Origin of the sequence: Prevotella sp. S7-1-8 (assembly GCF_000758925.1) — a bacterium.
Classification (GTDB): domain Bacteria; phylum Bacteroidota; class Bacteroidia; order Bacteroidales; family Bacteroidaceae; genus Prevotella.
In genome coordinates this window covers 1-1014 of sequence record NZ_JRNC01000022.1, presented here as the reverse complement: position 1 = coordinate 1014, position 1014 = coordinate 1, and the positions used below count along the sequence as shown (strand labels likewise).

The window sequence follows — 1014 nt, the reverse complement described above, 5'->3', positions numbered from 1 at the left end:
TGGACAGTAATAAAACCAAATATAGTAAGCACGTCTTACTAAAAGCTATTCTATCTTACTAAAAAGAAAATAGACTTTTCCCAAGTATTCATAACTGGAAAAAGACTATTCTGTACAAGCAAGGAATGCTATCAGCCTATTCTCTTCATTTTGAGCTTTGCTGATTTTACATCAAACATTTCTGTCAACTTATAATCTTTCATCATTTCTTCCATAAATGCAGGCACATCAAATATGCAAGAATTTCGCTCCATAGAGAGTATTTTCATAGATATGTTATCCGATGATATTATGGTAAGCACACCATTCTTGATATCGTATGTGGGTTTATCATCGCCTGCTTTCCAACCACCATCATATTCATAAGACGTCATTTTGTGGTCTTTGTCAAACTGTAACCTTTGTACAGGAAAATCATCTACTAAAAGTTTAAAACCAAGCCCCTTCAGCATTTTCTCGTCAAGTTCCTTGCCGTTCATGGAAATTTTTGAACCACTTATGGCATCAAGTTTTACCTCAACGTTATATTTCGCTGATGTTTTCTTGTCAGCAAGAGAGATAGACAAGCCTTCCATTTCCCATGTGCCAACAATGTTTTTAGCATAGTCGGCTACCTCTACTTTATCATTACCATCATTACCATCATCACTCTTACTACATCCCGTGAAAACAATCGCTGCAGCTAAAAACAAGGATAGTGAAAAATACTTCAAAATGTTCATTTTGTTCATTGTAATATTTTTTATGATTTATACAGTTTACAAAAGTAAGTGTTTTCTTTTTCATTTTTATGGCAAGTTGCAAATATTAACACTTATAAAGTTTTTTTTATGACGTAAACACTTCAGAAACAGTATATTCCCAAAATTAAGGCTATTTTCTTGTAAATATTTGCTCATCTTTCTTACATCTTGACAACATAACTATTCTCGCTTTTTGTCAACATTTCCGACACTTTTTAGGGGTCTCCAAAAGTGCTAAAATAGAAAAGAATAGATGGTTTTTTGTCAATCG

General features: G+C 33.0%; 1 protein-coding gene. It reads right to left on the bottom strand.

Annotated features, from left to right (window positions below; genetic code table 11):
* Positions 1-131: 131 nt before the first annotated feature.
* Positions 132-731 carry a hypothetical protein gene (locus tag HMPREF1640_RS03560; protein ID WP_036892475.1) on the bottom strand — a complete coding sequence of 200 codons (600 nt, stop codon included), beginning with the start codon at positions 729-731 and terminating at the stop codon, positions 132-134.
* Positions 732-1014 lie beyond the last annotated feature (283 nt).